The sequence below is a fragment of the Massilia sp. WG5 genome, from assembly GCF_001412595.2.
In the GTDB taxonomy this organism is placed as follows: Bacteria; Pseudomonadota; Gammaproteobacteria; order Burkholderiales; family Burkholderiaceae_D; genus Telluria.
The window spans coordinates 4361053-4379676 of record NZ_CP012640.2 but is presented as its reverse complement, the minus strand read 5'-3'; the positions used below and the strand labels follow the sequence as shown (position 1 = coordinate 4379676).

The window sequence follows — 18624 nt, the reverse complement described above, 5'->3', positions numbered from 1 at the left end:
CGAGTTTTTAAATTATGCAAACCAATCTGGCTGACTTCATCAAGGGCAGCGCCGACGGCGACCAGGCAGAAGCCATCCTGCGCGCCTGCGTGCACTGCGGCTTCTGCACCGCCACCTGCCCGACCTACCAGCTGCTGGGCGACGAGCTCGACGGCCCGCGCGGACGCATCTACCTGATCAAGCAGGTACTCGAAGGGCAGCCTGCGACCGCCAAGACGCAGGAACACCTGGACCGCTGCCTGACCTGCCGCAACTGCGAAAGCACCTGCCCCTCGGGCGTGCAGTACGCGCGCCTGCTCGACATCGGCCGCAAGGTCGTCGACCGCCAGGTGCCGCGCCCGCTGCGCCAGCGCATTGCGCGCCAGGCGCTGGCCGAGCTGCTGCCGCGGCGCTGGATCTTCACACCGGCCATGAAGGCGGGCCAGGCCCTGCGTCCGCTGCTGCCGGCGGCGCTGCGCCAGAAGGTCGCGCCGCCGGCCGCGCGCACCGAGTGGCCGGGCACGGTGCACGCGCGCCGCATGCTGGTGCTGGACGGCTGCGTGCAGCCGGCGATGGCGCCCAACATCAACGCGGCCACCGCGCGCGTGCTCGACAAGCTCGGCGTGCAGCTGGTGGCGGCGCCGAAGGCCGGCTGCTGCGGCGCCCTGCGCCACCACCTCGACGCGCAGGAAGCCGCGCTCGACGACGCCCGCCGCAACATCGACGCCTGGTGGCCCTACGTCCAGGGCGAGAACGGCGCGGCGGTCGAGGCGATCGTGATGACGGCCTCGGGCTGCGGCGTGATGGTCAAGGATTACGGCCACCTGCTGGCGCACGATTCCGCCTACGCGGCGAAGGCCGAACGCATCTCGGCGCTGACCCTGGATCTGTCCGAGGTGCTGGCGCGCTTCGAAGCGCAGCTGGCCACCCGCCTCGCCGGCCGCGAGGGACCGCGCGTCGCCTATCACCCGCCGTGCACGCTGCAGCACGGGCAGAAGATCCGCGGCCACGCGGAACGCCTGCTGGCGCTGGCCGGCGTCGACGTCCAGCTGTGCAGGGACAGCCACCTGTGCTGCGGCTCGGCCGGCACCTATTCCGTGCTGCAGCCCGAGCTGTCGGCCCAGCTGCGCGAGCGCAAGGTCGCCAACCTGGAAGCCACCGGCGCCCAGGAGATTGCCTCGGCGAATATCGGCTGCCTGAGCCACATCCAGGGCGGCACCGCGCTGCCGGTGCGCCACTGGATCGAGTTCATCGAGGAAGCGCTGGCGCGCCCGGCCGTTGCCCGGCCTTCGAACGCGACGGACGCCGTGCGCCAGGCTGCCTGAAGGCTGTCTCCAGAGCGCCGCGGGTACGGCAGCCCGCAGCGCTTTGCCGTACACTCATGCATCTTGGCCAACCCTCATGCAGGAGTGCTCCGTGAACGTCTTCGATTTCCAGGCCGCCGCCCTCGACGGCAAGCCGGTCGACCTTGCCCGGTACCGCGGCAAGGTCCTGCTGATCGTCAACACCGCCAGCAAATGCGGTTTCACCCCGCAGTACCAGGGCCTGGAAACCGTCTACCGCGAGCTGCACGGCCGCGGCCTGGAAGTGCTGGGCTTCCCCTGCAACCAGTTCGGTTCGCAGGAGCCGGGCAGCGAGGAAGAGATCGGCGCCTTCTGCGAAAAGAACTATGGCGTGAGCTTTCCGATGTTCGCCAAGGTCGACGTCAACGGCGACGCCGCACATCCCCTGTACAAGCACCTGAAAGCGGAAGCGCCGGGGATACTCGGCCTTGAGGCCATCAAATGGAACTTCACCAAGTTCCTGATCGGGCGCGACGGCAAGGTCGTCAAGCGCTATGCGCCGCAGACCAGGCCGGAGGAGATTGCGGGAGATATCGAAAAGGCGCTGGGGCAGTCGGCTTAAGGCCGTTCGAACCAGGCCATGATGGCGTCGTATTCCTTCACGCCTGCCTTGCCGGCTTCCTCGCGCGACAGTCCATCCTTCACCAGGCCGTGGCCGGCATCCGGCACGCGGCGGAAGCTCACGTCCCTGCCCTGCACGCGCAGCTGCGCATACAGCACTTCGGTCGACAGGATGGGCACGGCCCTGTCCTGCATGCCGCTCGCCAGGTAGACCCGCGCACGCGACTGCGACAGGTGGTCTATCGTGGACTGGGCAAAGAAGCTGCTCCAGCGCAGATGGGTATGGCCCCACAGGAATTTACTGGTGCTTTTCGGATCGGCCGCGACCGCGCTGAAGGTGTCGTCGAGTTCCTTCAGCCGTTCGATCTTTTTGTCGTCGCTGTCCGTCGAGCGCTGGATGCCGGCGGCGAAATCGAACAGCTGGGTCGTCCCGGTGGCGCCGACCAGGGCCACGTCCGTCACCTCGGGCATCTCGCGCGCCAGGCCGGCCGCCATCGGCGCGCCCTCGGAAATCCCGACCAGCAGCACGCGCCGCGGGTCGACTTCCGGGCGCGACAGGGCATGGCGCAGCGCATCCTTCAGCGTGGCCAGCCAGGTCTCATAGGAAAAGTGGGCATTGAATTCGCCGGCGCAGCCGATCGCGGAGCCGAACGGGCCCTGTTGCGGCTCGTCCGACTGGTAGGGCTTGTCGACCGCCATCACGGCATACCGTCCCCGGGACGCCAGCGTCGCCCAATAAGGAATCGAGGACTTGCGCTCCTGGCCATCCATCAGGAAGGACGGGACGCATCCCGAGCCCTGGATGAACAGCACCAGCGGCGACCGCGATGCGGGCCGGGACAGGAAATACCGGACCGGCGCACCGGCGCCGCCCTGCAGCGTCACGCGGGACAGCGCCAGCCCGTTCGCCTCGAAGCGCTCTTCCTGTGCGCTCGGATTCGCCGCATGGACGCCGGCGCAGGCCAGCATGGCGGCCAACAGCAGACTGCTTTTCACGATTGCCTTTCGAAGGATCCGGACCCCGGATAGTGACATCAAATCCGGCGTTTGAATCTATCGAACTGTCACCGCTGCGGCGTGAAGCGGATCGCCTGCCCGCCGCCCGGCGCCAGCTTCAGCTGCAGCACATCCTTCGCCGTCACCGTGCGGGTCTCGGTGACGAGGTCGAAGCGGTGCTCGTTGCGGTAATCGGCCGCATCGCCGTCGCGGTAGATCTCGGCCACATAGGTCTTGCCCTGGTCGAGGAAGGACAGCGGGAACGGCAGCGTGCGCGCCTGGCCATCGGTGACGGCGCCGACGTACCAGTCATCCGACTTGCGGTCCTTGCGCGCGATGCTGGCGTACTCGCCCACCGCGCCGTTGACGACCTTGGTCTCGGACCAGTCGGTCGGCACCTCGCGGATGAACTTGAAGGCGGCCGGGTACTTGGCGTAGTGCTCCGGCAGGTCGGCCGCCATCACGATTGGCGAATAGATGACGACGAAGTTGGCGAGCTGCTTGGCCTGGGTCGAGTTGAATACCTTGTTGTCGGCGCCCATCAGGCTGACGATGCCCGGCGTGTAGTCCATCGGGCCGCTCAGCATGCGCGTGAACACCAGCTTGGCCTCGTGGTCGACCGGGTTCACCGGGTTGCCCCAGGCGTTGTATTCGACGCCGCGCGCGCCCTCGCGCGAGATCCAGTTGGGATAGGTGCGGCGCAGGCCGGTGTCCTTGATCGGCTCGTGGGTGTCGACGGCGATCCTGTAGCGCGCGGCCTCGGTGACGGCCTTCAGGAAGTGGCGCACGCCTTCCTGCGAATCGTAGTGGCCGTAGTGGATCTTGCCGTCCGGTCCCGCAAACTGCATGCTGCCCGCTTCGTGCACATAGCCGGACTTCACGCTGTCCACGCCCAGCTTCGCATACAGCTTGTACGCCGCGTCCATCTGCTTTTCGTAGGCCGGCAGGTTGGCGCCGGTCTCGTGGTGGCCGATCAGGCGCACGCCCTTCTCTTTCGCGTAGGCGGCAAGCAGAGGCAGGTCGAAGTCGGGGTAGGGTTTGGTGAAGCTGAAGTCGGCGCCGCCATGGCCCCAGTCGCTTTCCCAGCCCTGGTTCCAGCCTTCGACCAGCACGCCGCGGAAGCCGTTCTGTGCCGCGTAGTCGATGTACTTCTTCACGTTGGCGGTGTTGGCGCCGTGCTTCGGCCCCGCGTTCCAGCTGGTCTGCTGCAGGTGCATGCTCCACCAGACGCCGATGAACTTCGACGGGTGCACCCACGACACGTCGCCCAGCCTGTTCGGTTCGTTCAGGTTGAGTTCGAGGTCGGACATGTACAGCCCCGCCGCATCGTCGGCGATACGCAGCGTGCGCCACGGCGTCGTGAAGGCCCCATGCCTGACCACCGCCGGGCCGATGCTCGACGGCGCCAGTTGCGCGCGCAGCTTCTGGCCTTCGACCTTGCGCACCCACATCGAGGCATAGTCGACCAGCGCCGCCTCGTGCAGGGCGACGTGGGTGCCGTCCTGCAGGCGCATGGTCAGCGGGGTATTGGCAGTGCCGATTTCGGCGAGCGGCGCCTTCTGGACCAGCTCTTCCAGGCCGGGCAATTCGCCGGCCGGGATCCACCAGGCGGTGGCCGGCTGGGCGACCGCGAATTCGGTCAACTCATCGAGGATGGCGGTGTCGCGCAGCTGCGGCTGGTCGGGGAACTCGTAGCGGAAGCCGACGCCGTCGTCGTAGATGCGGAACACGATCGCCAGCGCGCGCCCGGCGACGTTTTTCGGACCGCCTTTCTGTTCCACTTCGACCCGCAGCTCGCGATAATGGTTGCGCACGAAGCGGCGCTCGCCCCAGGGCTGTTCCCAGGTGTCGTCATGCTCGCTGACCTTCTTTGCGCGCAGGCTGAAACCGCCGTCCAGCTTGGGCGCGTTGGCCAGGTTGAAGCCCAGGCGCGACAGGCCGATGATCTCCTTGCCGCGGCGCTTGATGTCGTAGCCCAGATGCCCCATGCCGTCGATCTGCACCTCGACGTCGAGGACCTCGCCGGGCGAGGCTGCGCTGGCGACCACGGCCTGCGCCCAGGCGCACTGGCCGGCCAGGCTGCCGGCGATCAGGACGGACGCGGCAAACAAACGGAAACCCGGCTTGGAACTGGAACGAACGCGCATCGCAGACACCTCCATAAAGAGGTGTAATTTTACTACAGCCGCGCTGGAAGCTCAGCCGACATTCAGGCCCATCGCCCTCACCAGCTCGGCCGCCTGGCGCGGCGAGATCGTCGCGCCGGCGAACTGCCTGGCGTTAGAAAGTTTCAGGCCGCCGAGGTCCGCCTCGCGCAGGTCGGCATGGTCGAAGCGGGTGTCCTTGATGTGGGCGTCGCGCAGGCTGCCGCCTTCGAACACGGCTTCGCGGAAGTCGCAGCCCGACAAATCCGCATCCGAGAAATCGAGGCCGGCGAGCTTCGCCTTCCTGAACGACATGCGGCGCAGGTCGGCGCCGACCAGCAGGCAATCCTCGAAGCTCAGGCCGAGCTGGCCGGCTTCCTCGAAACTGGCGCCGGTCAGCTTGCAGCCGCGGTAGCTGACGGACGCCAGTTTGGCGCGGCGCCAGTTGGCGTTGTTCAGGTCGCAGGATTCGAAGCGCGCGTCGACCAGGTCGCTGGCCTCGAAGTCGGCATGGCCGCCGCGGCAACGCCGCCAGCGCGTGCGCGCCAGCCTGGCCGCGTAGAACGAGGCCTCGGCCACCGCGCAGTTGGCAAAGCTGCAGTCCTGCAGGTTCAGGCGCGACAGGTCGGCCTGCTGGAAATCGCATTCCTCGAAGATGAGCAGGGCCTGCTCCGCGAGCAGCGCTTCGATGCGATCCCGGCCGATGGTTTCGCCGGTGATGGTGATGGTGGCTTGCGACATGGCCGACTGCATACTCATTGTCTCTAGTGGGTCTCGATCCGCGCCGAGGCATGGATGGTACAGCCGCGGTGCACGTTTTCCAGGAAGCGGATCGCCTCGCCCAGCCTTGCGCTGGCCGGCAGCAGGCGGCCCAGCGCTTCATCCTCGTTCAGCTGGTCGATGCCGTAGGCGATGGACCGCGACACCTCGCGCGCCTCGCGCCCGTCGCTGTTGTAGAGCGCGTCGTAGACCCCGAGCGCTTCCCACAGCGCGACGTAGCCAGGGCCGATCGAGTCCTGGAACGCGACCGACGGCGCCGCGTCCTCGTCCTGGGAGATCAGGCGAAACACGAAACTCACGATTCACTCCATCGTTCAAACATGGGGGGCCGATGCTAACACGGCATGTGGTTTCGCGTCGGACGGCGCCGCGCTCAAGGGGTGGTGCCGGCCACCATCGCCACCGACCCCATCGCCTGCAGCTCGGCCTTGCTTGATGCCGTGGTGGTCAGCATGAACTCCATCTTGCGGCGTGCGCCCGGCGGGGCCCAGGTGGAGGACACGGTCCGGGTCCTGATCTTGTCCGGGCTCAGCGCTTCCCGGCTGGGACCGCGCTGCGCCACCATCGGTTCGGGGGCGTCGGCCACGATGTCGAGGAAGCCCTTCTCGACCGCGGCGGCGTTGGCGCGGTGCGCATGCAGCAGGCACAGGTTCTTCCCGGCCGGCAGGGCCAGCACGTAATTCCCCATCTTGCCCTTGTACGGCACCGGCCAGGCGTCGCCTTCCATCCCGGACAGGAACAACTTCGCGTCTTCCGCCGGCAGCCTGGGGACCTTGTCGCGCAGCAGGCGCGCACGGAAGTCATCGAGGTCGCTGAAATGGCGCACGCAGAGCTCGACGTACAGGTTGAGGAAGCCGTCGGCGCTCTCGTCCGCCGGCACGGCCGGCCCGGGTACCGGCTTCTGCGCCACTTTCTGCACCGGCTTCTTCGCCACGGCCTTCTTTGGCTCGGGCTTCTTCGCGAGCCTGGACGACTGCGTGGCCGCCTGCTTGTGCGGCGCCTTGTGGACTTCCTTGTGGACCGGCTTGTGCGCCTGCCCTTCCGGCGTGGCCGCGCCGGCCGGCAGGCTGCATGCGAGCGTGGCGACCAGCAGCGACGCTGCCACGCCCCTCATTGGACCGCCGCCCCGGCAAGGGCGCGGTCGACCAGCTCGATCCAGTGCTCCACTTTCGTTTCCGTTCCCGACTGCAGGTGGGAAATGCAGCCGATGTTGGCGGACACGATCTCCTTGGCGCCGGTCGCCTCCAGGTTGGCCAGTTTGCGGTCGCGCAGCGCGTGTGCGATCTCGGGATGCAGCACGGAATAGGTGCCGGCCGAGCCGCAGCACAGGTGGCTTTCCGCGCACAGCACCACGTCGACGCCGGCGGCGCGCAGCACGCCCTCGACCTTGCCGCGGATCTGCTGGCCGTGCTGCAGGGTGCACGGCGGGTGGAAGGCGATGCGCTCGCCCATGTGCTGACTAAGCCAGCCCGCCATGCGCGCGCCGATCTCGCCCTCGAAGTCCTGCATGACTTCCGACAGGTCGCGCGTGATCGCGCTGATCCGCTCGGCCTTCGCGGCATACTGCGGGTCCTGCGCCAGCAGGTGGCCGTATTCCTTGACGGTGACGCCACAGCCCGAGGCCGTCATCACGATCGCCTCGACCTGGCCGTTTTCCACATAGGGCCACCAGGCGTCGACGTTGCGGCGCATGTCGTCCAGGCCGCCGTCCTGGTCGTTCATGTGGTAGCGCACCGCGCCGCAGCAGCCGGCCCTGGGCGCCTCGATCAGCTGCACGCCGAGCGAGTCCAGCACGCGCGCGGTGGCGGCGTTGATGTCGGGCGCCATCGCCGGCTGCACGCAGCCCGCCAGCGCCAGCATCTTGCGCGCGTGCTCGCGGCGCGGCCAAGGCCCGGCAGCGCGCGCCGGCTGCAGCTTGTCGCGCAGCTCATAGGGCAGCAGCGGACGCGCCAGCTGCCCCGCCTTGAAGGCCGGCTTGAACAGCCCGGTCCGCGGCAGGAATTCCTTCAGCATGGTGCGCTTGGCGCGGTCCGTGAACGGACGCGCGACGCGTTCCTCGACCACCCTGCGGCCGATATCCACCAGCCGCCCGTACTTGACGCCCGACGGACAGGTGGTCTCGCAGTTGCGGCAGGTCAGGCAGCGGTCCAGGTGCAGCTGGGTCTTGCGGGTCGGCTCGACGCCCTCCAGCACCTGCTTGATCAGGTAGATGCGGCCGCGCGGCCCATCGAGCTCGTCGCCCAGCACCTGGTAAGTGGGACAGGTCGCGGTGCAGAAACCGCAATGCACGCAGGCGCGCAGGATGGCGTCGGCCTCCCGGCCTTCGGGCGTGTCCTTGATGAAATCGGCCAGATTGGTTTGCATGTCAGTACATCCTGCCGGGGTTGAAGATATTCGCCGGATCGAATCCGGCCTTCAGGCGTTCGTGGATTCTCGCGATGGCCGGCGCCAAGGGCTGGAACACGCCGACGTTTTTGTCGCCGCCGCGGAACAGGGTCGCATGGCCGCCGCAGGCCGACACGGTAGCGCGGATGCGCTGGGCCGTGATGGCGTCGCCGTCCGCGCGCAGCCAGCGTTGCGCGCCGCCCCACTCGATCAGCTGCGGCCCGCCCAGCACCAGGGCGCTGGCGGTCGGCGGCACCGACAAGCGCCACAAAGGGGTGTCGCCATCGAAGAAGGCATGGCGCTGCTCGCGCAGGCCGGCCCAGAAAGCGGCGCAGTCGGGCATCAGGTAATCACCATGCGGTCCGCCATGCGCGCCGCCCAGCGAGCGGATCGCGGCGTCGACCGCCGCCTGCGCGCCGGACAGGCGCAGCGCCAGCACGCCGTCGATCCAGCAGCTCGCCGAGATCGGCAGCGGCTGTCCGGCCCATTCGTTCAGAGTGCGGATCGCGTCGACCTCGCTCATCTCGAAGCGCAGCGTGGCTTCGCGGTAGGCCAGCGGCAGTACCTTGACCGAGACTTCCAGCAGCAGGCCGAGGGTACCGAGCGAGCCGGCCAGCAGGCGCGAAACGTCGTAGCCGGCCACGTTCTTCATCACCTGGCCGCCGAAAGTCAGCAGCTCGCCCTTCCCGTCCACCAGTTTCGCGCCGAGCACGAAGTCACGCAGCGCACCGCTGCTGGCGCGGCGCGGACCGGACAGGCCGGCGGCAATCGCGCCGCCCAGGGTCGCGCCCTCGCCAAAATGCGGCGGCTCGAAAGCCAGCATCTGCTTGCGTTCAGCCAGCAGCGCTTCGATCTCGGCCAGCGGCGTGCCGCAGCGCGCGGTGATCACCAGCTCGGTCGGCTCGTAGTCGACGATGCCGGCGTACGGCCGCGTATCGAGGATCTCGCCCTCGATACGCTGCCCGTACCAGTCCTTGGTGCCGCCGCCGCGGATGCGCAGCGCGCGTTTGTCATTCGCTGCGCTGCGCACCTGGTCCTGGAACTGTTCGAGAATCTGCTGCATGTCTGGTGTCGTCTTTTCAAAAGCGCGGCAGGTCCGCGAAAGGCAGCACGCCACCGCTCACCCGCATCTTGCCCATTTCGGCGCAGCGCTGGAGGGTCGGCACCGCCTTGTTCGGATTCAGCAGCATGCCGGGGTCGAAAGCGCGCTTGACGGCGAAGAAGGCTTCCAGCTCCTTCGCCCCGAACTGCACGCACATGGAGTCGATCTTCTCGACTCCGACCCCATGCTCGCCGGTAATGGTGCCGCCCACTTCCACGCACAGGGCAAGGATGGCGGCGCCGAAATCTTCCGCGCGCTGCAGCTCGCCCGGCTTGTTGGCGTCGAACATGATCAGCGGGTGCATGTTCCCGTCGCCGGCGTGGAACACGTTCGCGCAGCGCAGGCCGTACACGTCCTGCATCTCCTCGATACGGGTCAGCACGTGGGCCAGGTGCTTGCGCGGGATGGTGCCGTCCATGCAGTAGTAATCGGCCGAGATGCGGCCGGCGGCCGGGAAGGCGTTCTTGCGGCCCGACCAGAAACGCAGGCGCTCGGCCTCGTTCTGCGAGACCGCGATCCTGCTGGCGCCGGCCTGCTGCAGCACCTCGGTCATGCGCTCGATTTCCTCGGCCAACTCGAGATTGGTGCCGTCCGCTTCGCACAGCAGGATCGCGGCGGCGTCGAGGTCGTAGCCGGCCTTCACGAAAGGCTCGACCATGCGCGAGGAGGTGCGGTCCATCATTTCCAGGCCGGCGGGGATGATGCCGGCCGCGATCACGCTGGCGACCGCGTTGCCGCCGGTGACCACGTCGTCGAAGGAGGCCATGATCACCTGGGCCAGCGCCGGCTTCGGCACCAGCTTGACGGTGACTTCGGTGACGATGCCGAGCATGCCTTCCGAACCGATGAAGACGGCCAGCAGGTCGAGGCCGGGCGCATCGAGCGCGTCGCCGCCCAGCTCGATGACATCGCCTTCGATGGTGCAGACGCGCACGCGCAGCACGTTGTGCACGGTGAGGCCGTACTTCAGGCAGTGCACGCCGCCCGAGTTCTCGGCGACGTTGCCGCCGATGGTGCAGGCGATCTGCGAGGACGGATCGGGCGCGTAATACAGACCGAACGGCGCCGCCGCTTCCGAGATCGCCAGGTTGCGCACGCCCGGCTGGACCACGGCGCTGCGTGAATACGGTTCGACGCGCAGGATGCGGTTCAGGCGGGCGGTCGAGATCACCACGCCGTCGGCCAGCGGCTGGGCGCCGCCCGACAGCCCGGTGCCGGCGCCGCGCGGCACGATCGGCACCTGCAGCTCGCGGCACACCTTCAGGATCGCCAGCACCTGCTCCTCGCTGTCGGGGAGCGTGACGATCATCGGCAGCTGGCGATAGGCCGCCAGGCCGTCGCATTCGTAGGGGCGCGTGTCTTCGGGATCGTGCAGGACGCAGCGCTCGGGCAGCACCGCACGCAGTGCTGAGGCCACCGCACGGCGGCGCTCTGGGTCGACGGGTATGGCGGGGATCATAAGACGATTGTAAGCACTATTGCACTATTTTGGCGTATGCTCGCGCTATCTTTTTTTATAGGCAGGGCATAAGCATGGGCAATCGACTCTCGAAAATTGCGACCCGCACCGGCGACGACGGCAGCACCGGACTCGGCGACGGCAGCCGCACCGGCAAGGACAGCGCCCGCATTGCCGCGCTCGGCGACGTCGACGAACTGAACTCCTTCGTCGGCCTGCTGCTGTGCGAGGACATGCCGGCCGATCTGCGGGAAGAGCTGGTTTCGATCCAGCACGACCTGTTCGACCTGGGCGGCGAGCTGTGCATCCCCGGCTACCAGATGATCAAGGACGCGCACGTCGCCCGCCTCGACGGCCTGCTCGAGAAATACAATGCCGACCTGCCGGTCCTGAAGGAATTCATCCTGCCGGCCGGTTCGCGCGCCGCTTCCCTTGCCCATGTGTGCCGCACCGTGTGCCGGCGCGCCGAGCGCAGCATCGTCGCGCTGTCGAAAACGGACACGATCAACGCCCAGCCGCGTCAATACGTGAACCGCCTGTCCGACCTGATGTTCGTGCTGGCGCGCGTGCTGAACCGCCACGCTGGCGGCAGCGACGTGCTGTGGCAGCACGAACGCAAGCGCGGCTGAGGATGGCCGTGCAGGTCAAGGACGAGCTTTTCGCCGTCCGCTTCTACCGCGGCGGTCCGAACTGGCCATCCAATCCCTTCCGCTTCCAGGGCCAGGGACAGATCGCGATCGAGCCCGACTTCGTGACCGTGCGCGGCAGCAGCCACCGCTCGTTCCGCTTCCCGAAGACGGAAGAGCAGCGCCTGCGCATGGTCGACATCGTCAACGTGCGGACCGCCGGCGAGGACGTGATCTTCGACGTGGTCGGCGTCGAGAAGATGCAGGAGCTCGGCTTTTCGGCGGCCAGTCCGGCGCTTGCCAGGACGATCGCGGCCGCGCTCCCCACGCGCTGCACGCCCGAGTTCGCAGTGGCCCACGCCGAGCGCGAGGTCTTCCATGACCGCATCGACTACTGGAGCCCGTCGACGCCGGTGATCCGGATCCTGCTGGCGGCGAACATCGCCATCTTTTTCCTGATGTGGCTGGAGCGCCAGGGCATGGGGCCGATCTCGTCCAGGTTCCTGCCCGGCTGGAACTCGCTGGCCGCGCTGCAGGCGCACCTGCAGTTGTGGAAGCAGGGCCTGCTGAACGTGCTCGGCAACGGGCAGTGGAAGCTGTCGCTGGCCTCCTTCATCGGCTGGGGACCGGAGCTGCGCCCTGCCCTGCTGCAGGAACAGCTGGTGAAATGGGGCTCGAACGTGCCGCGCATGACGCTCGGCGCCGGGCAATGGTGGCGCCTGCTGAGCTCAGCTTTCGTGCACGGCAACCTGCTGCACCTGGCGATGAACATGTTCGCGCTGTGGCAGGCCGGCCAGCTGGTCGAGCGCATCTTCGGCAGCCTGCGCTTTGCCGGCCTGTACCTGCTGGCCGGCCTCGGCGGCAGCCTGGGCAGCCTGCTGTGGGGCTTGCTGACGCATCATCCGGTGAACAGCGTCGGCGCCTCGGGAGCGATCTTCGGCATCATCGGCGGCCTGTTCGCCTTCATCGGCCGCGAGCACAGCGGCGTGCCGCCGACCGTGGTGCGCGACCTGCGCAGTTCGATCGCGCCTTTCCTGCTGTTCAATATCGGCGCCGGCTTCCTGTATCCGCACACCGACAACGCGGCCCACATCGGCGGCCTGGCCGGCGGCTGGCTGGCCGGCCACCTGCTGGCGCGCTCGCTGCACGTGCCGGCGCAGCGCGCGGCTTGACGCAAGGCTAGGACGCCAGGCGCTTGCTCAGACGCTTCGATTCGTACATATCCTGGTCGGCCAGGTGGACCAGTTCCGCGGCGCCGGCGGCGTCGCGCGGCGCCAGCGCCACGCCGATGCTGGCCGACACGCGCAGCAGGTGGCCGCCGACCTCCACCGGCTCGGCGATGGCCGCGCACAGGGCGGCGCTCATCCGGCGCACCACGAGCTCGCCGTTGACGTCGGCCAGCGGCGCCGCGACCACGAACTCGTCGCCGCCCAGGCGCGCCGCCAGGTCGGACACGCGGATCGCGCCGCGGATGCGCTCGGCGACCGCGGTCAGCACCTGGTCGCCGGCGGCGTGGCCGTAACGGTCGTTGACGGGCTTGAAGCCGTCCAGGTCCAGGAACAGCACCGCCACCGCGGCCGTTCCCTGGCGCGTCGCCAGCATCTCGTCCAGTCCGCGCAGGAAGCGCACCCGGTTGGGCAGCCCGGTCAGGACGTCATGCTCGGAGCGGTGCTGGCTCTGGCGCTTGGCCTCCCCTTCGCGCTCGAGGTCGTGCGCCAGCGCGTGCTTCAGCAGGAAAGCCTGGCGCGAAAAGCGCTCGCGCAAGACCAGCGACACGATCCCGATCAGGTTGGCGGAAACGAGAAAGAAGCAGTTCTGCGCCAGCAGCGGCCAATGCCCGCCGCTGCCCATCCCCTGCGCGTACAGGGCCACTACCGCATAACTGGCGACCACGAGGGCGCCGGTGAGGGCCGCATGCAGGGACGGCAGATAGGTCCAGGCATACAGGGCCATCGACACGATCAGCAGGCCGGCGTAATACGTGCTCCAGGCAAGGTCGGTCGGGCTCGACTGCACGATGATGGCGTCGATGCCCGCCGCCCAGGCGAGCGAGATCATCGGCATGCAGAGCGTGTACCGGCGCAGGAAGACCGCGGGCCGCAGGCGCACGCCCACCGTGACCGCCATCGTCCCCAGGATCATGATGGCGCGCACCGTCCAGGCGCCGGTCACATTGCTCGGCAGGACGACGGCGTCGAGGAAGCCGAAGCACAGGAACAGCACGCAACACAAGGTGCTGGCGACATAGAAGATGCGCAGCTTGTCGCCGGCCAGGTCGGCCTGGTAGGCATCTTCGAGCGCGGGGGAAAACGGCTCGGGCGTAACGGAAGGCTGGATGAATCGGAACACGGAGAAGGCATAACCCGGATAAAAGGGATATGCAAGCCTACCGTATGGCGAACTGACAAGCTATCTCGAGTAGTGCGGATGTTACTTTTGGAACACAAAGATTATCGTCTTGCCATGAAAATCCTGCGACCGTGTTGCAAATCGCAGACGGGCGCAAATTTCGCGTATGCTCGCAAAAACTTTTCCTGACGATCATGATAGACGACTTCATCGGCATCTACGACCAGGTCCTTGGCGCCGAGCAGTGCGCGCGCATCATCGAACGCTTCGAGACCAGCGGCAAGCTCGTGCGCGGCCGCACCGGCAACGGCGTGGACGTGGCGAAGAAGGACAGCTGGGACCTCACCCTCACCCAGTATCCGGAGTGGCAGGACGTCGCCGGCCTGATGGCGTCGGCGCTGCGGCGCCACCTGGCGCAGTACGTGGACCGCTACCGCGCGCTGGTGCTGGGCGCGCTGGCGCCGATGGTCGCGCACCCGTCCACCGGGCAGCCGGTTGCGCTCTCGCTCGACAACTTCGACGAATGCGGCCGTCCCCACCTCGATGCGCTGGTACAGGCGATGTACCGCTGCGGCCCGATCAACCTGCAGAAGTACCTGCGCGGCAGCGGCGGCTACCACCACTGGCATTCCGAGATCTATCCGCAGAACGCCAGCTGCGAGACCCTGCACCGGGTGCTGCTGTTCCAGTTCTACCTGAACGACGTCGAAGAAGGCGGCGAGACGGAGTTCCTGTACCAGGGCAGGAAAGTAAAAGCAAAAGAGGGACGGCTGGTCATCGCCCCGGCCGGCTTCACGCATACCCACAAGGGCCACGTGTCGCACAGCGGCGACAAGTACGTGGCGACCTCGTGGATCCTGTATCGGCGCGCGGAAGAGCTGTTCGGACAGCGCTGATCAGCTTCCCGCCATGGACGCGCCACTGTCCGCCGCCGGTCTCGGCTGGCGGAAGAATACCCGGACCTGCCAGGCGATGAACAGGCCGACAATGGCGAGCAGGGTGGCGCTGATCGGCCGGGTGTAAAAAGCGTGAAAGCTCCCGCGGCCGAGCATCATCGCGCGACGGAAGTTTTCTTCCAACATGGGACCGAGGATAAAACCCAGCATCAGCGGTGCCGCCTCGAGGCCGAGGCGCATGAACAGGTAGCCGCAGGCGCCGAAAAACGCGGTGATGTAGATATCGTCCAGGCTGTTGTTGATGCTGTATGTGCCGACGCAGCAGAAAAACAGGATCGCCGGGAACAGCACATTGAAGGGGATCTTGAAGATCGACAGCCAGTAGCGTACCAGCGGCACGTTCAGCACCACCAGGAAAATGCTGCCCACCCACATGCTGGCGACCAGTCCCCAGAACAGCTCGGGATGGTCCGGAATCATGGTCGGACCGGGCTGGACGCCCTTGATGATGAAGGCGCCCATCATGAGGGCCATGACCGCATTCTCGGGAATGCCGATGGCCATCAGCGGAATGAAGCTGGTGCGTGCGGCCGCTTCGTCGGCCGCGGCCTGCCCCGCGACGCCCTCGATCGCGCCGTGGCCGATTTCATGCCTGTATTTGCTGAAACGCTTGTCGAGCGCATAGGCCATGAATTGCGCGATCGTCGGTCCGCCGCCGGGCAACAGGCCCAGCACCGAGCCCGCTGCACTGCCGCGCAAGGCGCTTGGAATGATGCGCTTGAATTCGGGCCAGCTCGGCATTAACTTGATCGTGCCGTTGAATGGGGTGTATTGGTTGCCCCTGTCGAGATTTTTGACGACCTCGACAATGCCGAAGCAGCCGAGCGCAATACTGATCAGGTTGACCCCATCGGTCAGGAACGGCAGGTCCATGGTGAAGCGCGTGGTGCCGGTGTTCACATCCGTGCCGATCGTGCCGAGCAGGACGCCGATGAGCGTCATCGCCAGGCCGTTGAGCAGATTGCCCGTGGTAACGAAACTCACGCACAGGAAGCCGAACAGCATCAGCGCGCAGTAGTCGGCCGGGCCGAATTTGAACGCCAGCTCGCCCAATACCGGCGCCAGCGTGGACAGGACCACGATCGCCACGGTGCCGCCGATGAAGCTCGAAATACCGGCAGTGAACAAAGCCAGCCCGGTCTTGCCGTTCAGCGTCATCTGGTAGCCGTCGATGCAGGCCACGATACTGCTTGCATGCGGAATCTTCATGGTAATGGCGCTGACGCTATCGCCATATTGGGCGCCGTAGTAAATCCCGGCGAGCATGATCAGCGAGCCATCCGCCGGAATTGAATAGGTCAGCGGCAGCAGCAGGCTGATGGTGGACAAGGGACCGAGTCCCGGCAACATGCCGATCAGGGTGCCGACGATGCAGCCGATGGCGCAGTACATCAGGTTCTGCATGGTCAGTGCAGTCTCGAAGCCGAACGCGAGGTTGTGCAGGATATCCATCAGAACAGGGGCAGGTTCAAGCCGAGCAGGTTACGGAACATGAAGGCGAACGCGATCAGGCCGGCCGCGATCTTGATATTCCGTGCGACGGAATACGTGGTCGCACCGAAGCCGACGACAAACACCAGGAACACGATGGCGGCGATCATGTTCAGGTAATGCGAAATCGCCGCGAAACCGCACAGGCCCAGCAGGACCAGGGCGATGTTTTTTACCTTGCGGTCGATGGGTTCGGGTTTCACGAAACGCGAACGCACGACCGTGAGCACGCCGATCAGGAACAACAGGCTCCCTATCAGCAGAGGGAATAATCCGGGCCCGGCATTACTGAAGTCGCCGACACGATGCCGGAGCGCCGCTATACCGAAGACAAGGGAAATCGCCATCAGGCACAGTCCCCTTGCCAAGTTTGAGTTGTTCACCGCCGTCTCCCGCTTCTTATCATTTTGATGTCATGGCCGACGCGCTTTCCCGCGCTTTCCTGCCTGCCGGCGCGTCGGCGCAACCGGCAGGCAGGCATCGCCGTGCTTACTCGACGCGGCCGATCTTCTGCACCGCTTCCTTCAGCTTTTTGGATTCGCTTGCGATATAGCTTTGAAAGTCCGGCGTGTCCAGGTACTCGATCGGGCTGCCGGCCTGGGAGATGGTCTGCCGCACCTGGGGATCGTTGGCGGCGACGCGCGCCGCCTCGCGCAGTTTCGCCACCACCGGTTCCGGCGTGTCGCTCGGCACGAACAGTCCGGACCATTGCGCGAATTCGACCGGGAACCCTGCCTCCGTCAGGCTTGGCACACCCGGCAAGGCGGCCAGCGGCTCCTTGCCCCAATGCGCCAGCGCCCGCAGCTTGCCGGCCTTGATCTGTTGCGCCACGCTGGCCGGCCCCGTCGAGATCGCGTCCACCTGCCCGCCCAGCAGGGCCAGCACCGCCGGTCCCGCTCCCGTGAACGGTACGTGGAGCAGCTTGATCTTTGCGTTCGATTCCAGCATTTCCATCGGCACGTGCATGGTGCCGTAATTGCCCGACGAGCTATAGCTGTATGCGCCCGGCTTGCTGCGCGCCGCGGTGACGAAATCGCCCACGGTTTTCCAGGGACTGTCCGCACGCACGACCAGCACCGTCGGATCGGCGGTGAAGCGGGCAACCGGTTTCAGTTGCGCCATCTGGTACAGCGGTTTGCGCCCGGTGATCTTGTCGGCTTCCGGAATGATGGCGATCGAGGACAGCGCCATCAATACCGTATAGCCGTCGGGCTTGGCCCGCGCCACCTGCCCCATGCCGATCGCGCCGCCGGCGCCGCCCTTGTTTTCGACGATGACGGTCTGCTTGAGATAGCGTCCCATCGCTTGCGCCACCGGGCGCGCAACGGTATCGGCCACCCCGCCCGGCGGAAAAGGCACGACCATCGTGACCATCTTGGCGGGCCAGGCGTCGTCGGCATACGCCACGCCCGACATGGCGGTCCACAGGATGCCTGCAACAACAATCGACGTTCTCAAAAATGGAATTTTCATAATCTCACACGATGCTGTTATTGAGCGTCCCGATACCTTCGATCGAGATCCGTACCTCGTCCCCGGCTTTCAGGAATTTCGGCGGATTGAAGCCGATGCCGACGCCGACCGGCGTGCCGGTGACGATGATGTCGCCCGGTTTCAGTTCGATGCCGGCGGAGATGGTTTCGATCAGCGTGGGAATGTCGAAGATCAGGTCCGCCGTATTCGCATCCTGGCGCAGTTCGCCATTGACCCAGCACTGGATCCGGATATTCTGCGGATCGATCGCATCGGCGGTCACGATCCATGGCCCCATCGGGCAGAAGGTATCCAGCGATTTACCGAGAAACCATTGGCCATGCTTCTTTTGGAGGTCGCGCGCGGTCACATCGTTGACGATGGTGTAGCCCCATACGTGGGCATAGGCATCCGCCTTGTCGATGCCGCGGCCGCCTTTGCCGATGATCACGGCGAGTTCCGCCTCGTAATCCATCTGCTGCGTCACTTCGGGATGGGAATGGACATCCGCACCGGTGCCGACGATGGTGCTCGCCGGCTTGGTGAAAACGTTCGGGGCCGTCGGCACGACCTGGGCCGACGAATCGAAGCCGGACCCGCTGAATTCCTTGGCGTGCTCGTGGTAGTTTTTACCGACCAAAAAGAGATTGCGCACCGTCCTCTGCATCGGCGCCAGCAGGCGGCGTCCGGCCAGCGGCTGTCCCGGGCCGGCTGTTTTCAGCATGCTGGCGGGGGCGGATACCGCCTCGACCAGGTCCAGCATATCGCCTTCGAATCCGGGCAGGATATCCTCGACATGCCAGTAATTCTCACCAGTGTCGTCGACGATGACGACACGCGTTTTCGAGTCCACTTCGATGGTGGCAATGCGCATTCTTTGTCCCTTATTGGTTTTAATTGGTTTTACTGCAGTAACCAAATTACGCCAATGTTGCGCTGGAGTCAACAATCAAGGCGGCTTTTTGTCCGGGTGTGGCGCC

General features: G+C 66.3%; 18 protein-coding genes. 5 read left to right on the top strand and 13 right to left on the bottom strand.

Going from position 1 to position 18624, the window contains the following annotated elements; all coding sequences use genetic code 11:
- Positions 1-14 precede the first annotated feature (14 nt).
- Both glcF (AM586_RS19530) and AM586_RS19525 read left to right on the top strand, forming a co-directional pair.
- Positions 15-1304, top strand: a complete 1290-nt coding sequence (glcF, locus tag AM586_RS19530; RefSeq protein ID WP_052233549.1) for a glycolate oxidase subunit GlcF — start codon at positions 15-17, stop codon at positions 1302-1304.
- A gap of 91 nt (positions 1305-1395) precedes the next feature.
- On the top strand, positions 1396-1884 hold the full coding sequence (locus AM586_RS19525; protein ID WP_197416408.1) for a glutathione peroxidase: 489 nt from the start codon (positions 1396-1398) through the stop codon (positions 1882-1884).
- Here the strand turns inward: AM586_RS19525 and AM586_RS19520 are convergent.
- From AM586_RS19520 to AM586_RS19485, 8 genes are all read right to left on the bottom strand, one after another.
- Positions 1881-2879: a S9 family peptidase gene (locus AM586_RS19520; protein ID WP_229411122.1), complete on the bottom strand. Its 999-nt coding sequence runs from the start codon at positions 2877-2879 to the stop codon at positions 1881-1883. The genes AM586_RS19525 and AM586_RS19520 overlap by 4 nt on opposite strands.
- Positions 2880-2947: 68 nt before the next feature.
- A complete protein-coding gene (locus AM586_RS19515; RefSeq protein WP_109370490.1) occupies positions 2948-5026 on the bottom strand; it encodes a glycoside hydrolase family 97 protein in 2079 nt (692 codons plus the stop codon).
- A gap of 51 nt (positions 5027-5077) precedes the next feature.
- Positions 5078-5764, bottom strand: a complete 687-nt coding sequence (locus tag AM586_RS19510; RefSeq protein ID WP_109370587.1) for a pentapeptide repeat-containing protein — start codon at positions 5762-5764, stop codon at positions 5078-5080.
- A gap of 23 nt (positions 5765-5787) precedes the next feature.
- Positions 5788-6102, bottom strand: a complete 315-nt coding sequence (locus tag AM586_RS19505) for a hypothetical protein (protein WP_052233554.1) — start codon at positions 6100-6102, stop codon at positions 5788-5790.
- Positions 6103-6176: 74 nt separating this feature from the next.
- Positions 6177-6908: a hypothetical protein gene (locus AM586_RS19500; protein WP_052233555.1), complete on the bottom strand. Its 732-nt coding sequence runs from the start codon at positions 6906-6908 to the stop codon at positions 6177-6179.
- 5 nt (positions 6909-6913) lie between these two features.
- Positions 6914-8167: a glycolate oxidase subunit GlcF gene (gene glcF, locus AM586_RS19495; RefSeq protein ID WP_052233556.1), complete on the bottom strand. Its 1254-nt coding sequence runs from the start codon at positions 8165-8167 to the stop codon at positions 6914-6916.
- A gap of 1 nt (position 8168) precedes the next feature.
- A complete protein-coding gene (gene glcE, locus AM586_RS19490) occupies positions 8169-9251 on the bottom strand; it encodes a glycolate oxidase subunit GlcE (RefSeq protein WP_052233557.1) in 1083 nt (360 codons plus the stop codon).
- 16 nt (positions 9252-9267) lie between these two features.
- Positions 9268-10749: an FAD-linked oxidase C-terminal domain-containing protein gene (locus tag AM586_RS19485; protein ID WP_052233558.1), complete on the bottom strand. Its 1482-nt coding sequence runs from the start codon at positions 10747-10749 to the stop codon at positions 9268-9270.
- Positions 10750-10823: 74 nt separating this feature from the next.
- Between AM586_RS19485 and AM586_RS19480 the strand changes: the two genes are divergently transcribed.
- The gene (locus AM586_RS19480; RefSeq protein WP_052233559.1) at positions 10824-11378 is read left to right on the top strand and encodes a cob(I)yrinic acid a,c-diamide adenosyltransferase; all 555 of its coding nucleotides are present in this window, start codon (positions 10824-10826) and stop codon (positions 11376-11378) included.
- An 8-nt stretch (positions 11379-11386) separates the two neighbouring features.
- Positions 11387-12547: a rhomboid family intramembrane serine protease gene (locus AM586_RS19475; RefSeq protein ID WP_162600564.1), complete on the top strand. Its 1161-nt coding sequence runs from the start codon at positions 11387-11389 to the stop codon at positions 12545-12547.
- Positions 12548-12554: 7 nt separating this feature from the next.
- Here AM586_RS19475 and AM586_RS19470 read toward each other — a convergent pair whose 3' ends face one another.
- Positions 12555-13724: a GGDEF domain-containing protein gene (locus AM586_RS19470; RefSeq protein ID WP_052233561.1), complete on the bottom strand. Its 1170-nt coding sequence runs from the start codon at positions 13722-13724 to the stop codon at positions 12555-12557.
- A gap of 194 nt (positions 13725-13918) precedes the next feature.
- On the opposite strand from AM586_RS19470, the gene AM586_RS19465 reads away from it, so the two are divergent.
- Positions 13919-14620: a 2OG-Fe(II) oxygenase gene (locus tag AM586_RS19465; RefSeq protein ID WP_229411123.1), complete on the top strand. Its 702-nt coding sequence runs from the start codon at positions 13919-13921 to the stop codon at positions 14618-14620.
- Here the strand turns inward: AM586_RS19465 and AM586_RS19460 are convergent, their stop codons facing one another.
- The 4 genes from AM586_RS19460 to AM586_RS19445 all read right to left on the bottom strand — a co-directional run bounded on the left by AM586_RS19460 (position 14621) and on the right by AM586_RS19445 (position 18518).
- Positions 14621-16132, bottom strand: a complete 1512-nt coding sequence (locus tag AM586_RS19460) for a tripartite tricarboxylate transporter permease (RefSeq protein ID WP_052233562.1) — start codon at positions 16130-16132, stop codon at positions 14621-14623.
- Positions 16132-16518 carry a tripartite tricarboxylate transporter TctB family protein gene (locus AM586_RS19455; protein WP_052233563.1) on the bottom strand — a complete coding sequence of 129 codons (387 nt, stop codon included), beginning with the start codon at positions 16516-16518 and terminating at the stop codon, positions 16132-16134. The genes AM586_RS19460 and AM586_RS19455 overlap by 1 nt, the downstream gene beginning before the upstream one ends.
- A 142-nt stretch (positions 16519-16660) precedes the next feature.
- Positions 16661-17629 (bottom strand): tripartite tricarboxylate transporter substrate binding protein, encoded by a 969-nt coding sequence (locus AM586_RS19450; protein ID WP_307163833.1) that lies wholly within the window; start codon positions 17627-17629, stop codon positions 16661-16663.
- A 19-nt stretch (positions 17630-17648) separates the two neighbouring features.
- Positions 17649-18518: a fumarylacetoacetate hydrolase family protein gene (locus AM586_RS19445; protein WP_060566694.1), complete on the bottom strand. Its 870-nt coding sequence runs from the start codon at positions 18516-18518 to the stop codon at positions 17649-17651.
- Positions 18519-18624: the final 106 nt, after the last annotated feature.